A 2939-nucleotide genomic window follows, 5' to 3' on the forward strand; every position below is an offset into this window, starting at 1 on the left:
GCGGCCAAGGCGGGCGTCACCGGCTTGACCAAGACGATCGCCAAGGAGTGGGGCCGCTACAACGTCACCGTCAACACCGTGGCCTTCGGACTGATCAAGACCCGGCTCACCGAGGCCGCAGACGGCGGGGCCACCATCGACGTGGAGGGCCGCGAGATCAAGGTCGGCGTTAACCCCGGGTTGCTCGGCGCGATGGAGGCGATGATTCCGCTGGGCCGGGCCGGCACCCCCGCCGACGCGGCCGGCGCGGTCTACCTGTTCTGCATTCCCGAATCGGATTACATCAACGCCGAGACAGTCGTCTGCGGCGGCGGAATCAACCTCTGAGGCCCCCATGGAACGCACCCTGTTTGAGCCAGAGCACGAAGAGTTCCGATCCAGCGTTCGCGCCTTCCTGGACAAGGAGGTCATTCCACACTATGAGGAATGGGACGCAGCCGGAATCGTGCCGCGTGAGTTGTTCCGCAAGGTGGGTGATCTCGGCCTGTTCGCCGCGGTGCCGGAGCAGTACGGTGGCGCCGGTGTCAACGATCTGCGATTCAGTGCGGTGTTCATCGAGGAGAGCGCCAAGCTTGGCGTGACTCCCGCAACCCTGGGGATGACCCTGCAGTCGGATGTCTGCATGCCCTATTTCCTGGAGTTGACCAACGACGAGCAGAAGAGCCGCTGGTTGCCCGGCATTGCAAGCGGCGAACTGATCACCGCGGTCGCCATGACCGAGCCGGGCACCGGATCTGATCTGTCCGGTATCTCCACCAAGGCCATCCGGGACGGCGATCACTATGTGATCAGCGGCGCCAAGACGTTCATCAGCAACGGTATCAACGCCGATCTGGTGATCACCGCCGTGCGCACCTCCGAGCACAAGCACGAGGGCATCAGCCTGCTCGTCGTGGAGCGCGGTATGCCCGGTTTCGAGCGGGGACGCAACCTCGACAAGCTTGGACAGCACGCCCAGGACACCGCCGAGTTGTCCTTCACCGATGTGCGGGTGCCGGCGGCCAATCTGCTCGGTGCTGAGGGCAGCGGCTTCTTCGGGCTGACCACGAACCTGGCCCAGGAGCGGCTGGGGGCGGCGATCGCGGCGGTAGCTCAAGCGCGGGTCGCGCTGGAATGGACGGCCGACTACGTCCGGGAGCGCAAGGCCTTCGGAAAGTCCATCGGGTCGCTGCAGAACACCCGATTCAAACTGGCCGAGATGGTCACTGAGATCGACATCGCCCAGCAGTGGGTGGACCGTTGCGTCCTCGAGCTCAATGCCGGGAGGCTCACCCCGGTGGACGCGGCGAAGTCGAAGTGGTGGACCACCGAACTGCTCGGCCGGGTGGTCGACGGCTGCGTCCAGCTTCATGGTGGATACGGGTACATGCGCGAATACCCGATCGCGAAGCTGTTCATCGACGCGCGGATATCCCGGATCTACGGCGGCACGACGGAGATAATGAAGGAAATCGTGGGTCGCTCGCTTAACCTCGGTTGAGGCGGGCCCGCAGAGGAGGAGGCCGAGGTGGTGGCTCGAGTCGATGCCACGGCCCCGGCCAGGGGGACGCGGCCGCGTAATCGGCGGGCGCTCATTCTCTCCGCCGCGGCTGACCTGTTTTACCGGCACGGGTACGAGCACGTCAGCACCGGTGATCTCGCCGAAGCCGTCCAGATCGGGCCGTCGGCACTCTATCGCCACTTTCCCAGTAAGCAGCAGCTGCTCGCGGCGGTGATCTTTGACGGTGTCGCCCGTGTGCGGGAGTTCATGTCCGACATGGCGATGTCCGATGCTGACGCCGTCTTCCGGAGGCTGAGTGCGATGGCGCTCGACCAACGGCACCTCGGAACGCTCTGGGACCGCGAGTCGCGGAGCATGACGGTCGAGGATCGCCATGAGCTTCGAAGCCAGATCAACACGGTGGTGCAGCGGCTGATCGAAATCGTCGAAACCGCGCGTCCCGACCTCAATGCCGCCTCAACCGACCTGCTGGCGCGGTCCCTCCTCGCGGTTTTCGCCAGTCCCTCCTTCCATCGGCTGGACATGCCCCGCCAGGCTTACGAGGCCCTGCTTGTGGAATTGGCGCAACGCGTGCTGAGTGCCGAGATCGGAACCTTCACAGGAGTCATCACCTCACCACCGTCGAAGCCGTTGATGCCCGCACTACGCAGGGAGGCGATTCTGAGTCAGGCAACCCGGCTGTTCGCCACCAACGGCTACGCAGGCGTCAGCATCGAAGACATCGGCGCAGCTTTGGGAACCACCGGTTCGAACGTCTACAACCATTTTTCGAGCAAACTCGAGATACTCACGACGGCGCTCAACCGGGGCACTTCCTATCTGATGCTGGACTTCTCGGAGATTCTCACCACGGTGGATGATCCCCGGCTGGCGCTGGAGCAACTGATCGACTCCTACCTTCGACTCGCCACATCGCACCACTACATCCTGGATCTGCTGATCACCGAGAGTGGCCAGCTACCCGACGAAGAACGTCATCTCCAGCGCCAGGCCCAGCACGACTACATCTCGGAGTGGACGCGATTACTGTCCATGATCGATCCGGACACCGACTCGACGGAATCACGCATCCGGGTTCAGACCGCGTTGACGATTATCAATGACACCGCTCGCGATCCGCACTTCGTCGGTGCCGCCGGCTACGCCGGCGCTATGAGCGCGATCGCGCAGCAGGTTGTGCTTGAGCCGCTGAAGCGCTGAATAAATTCGTCATACCCTGCCGCCAGCAACATCCCCGCCGAACCGCTGCGCCAGCCACACCGGCAGGATCGCGAGAACCGTCAGGGTAGCCGCGACCACATTGATCACCGGAGCCTGGTTGGGCCGGAACAGGTTTCCGAAGATCCAGATCGGCAGGGTCTGCACCGTCGGCCCGGCGGTGAAGGTGGTGACCACGATCTCGTAGAAGCTCAGGGCGATGGCCAGAATCGCCCCGGCC

3 protein-coding genes and 1 pseudogene are annotated in these 2939 nt (G+C 63.8%); 3 read left to right on the forward strand and 1 reads right to left on the reverse strand.

What is annotated here, in order from left to right:
- The 3 genes from ACR2JI_RS08950 to ACR2JI_RS08960 all read left to right on the forward strand — a co-directional run.
- Positions 1–327: SDR family oxidoreductase (locus ACR2JI_RS08950; RefSeq protein ID WP_526389728.1), on the forward strand; the 327-nt coding region annotated here is incomplete at its 5' end.
- Between the two features lie 7 nt (positions 328–334).
- Positions 335–1480, forward strand: a complete 1146-nt coding sequence (locus tag ACR2JI_RS08955; RefSeq protein WP_526389729.1) for an acyl-CoA dehydrogenase family protein — start codon at positions 335–337, stop codon at positions 1478–1480.
- 27 nt (positions 1481–1507) lie between these two features.
- Entirely contained in the window at positions 1508–2701 is a 1194-nt protein-coding gene (locus ACR2JI_RS08960) for a TetR/AcrR family transcriptional regulator (RefSeq protein WP_526389730.1), read from the forward strand.
- 9 nt (positions 2702–2710) lie between these two features.
- Here ACR2JI_RS08960 and ACR2JI_RS08965 read toward each other — a convergent pair.
- A pseudogene (locus ACR2JI_RS08965) lies at positions 2711–2939 on the reverse strand (ABC transporter permease); the annotation flags it as partial.

The sequence above is a fragment of the Mycobacterium sp. genome, from assembly GCF_051006775.1.
In the GTDB taxonomy this organism is placed as follows: Bacteria; Actinomycetota; Actinomycetes; order Mycobacteriales; family Mycobacteriaceae; genus Mycobacterium.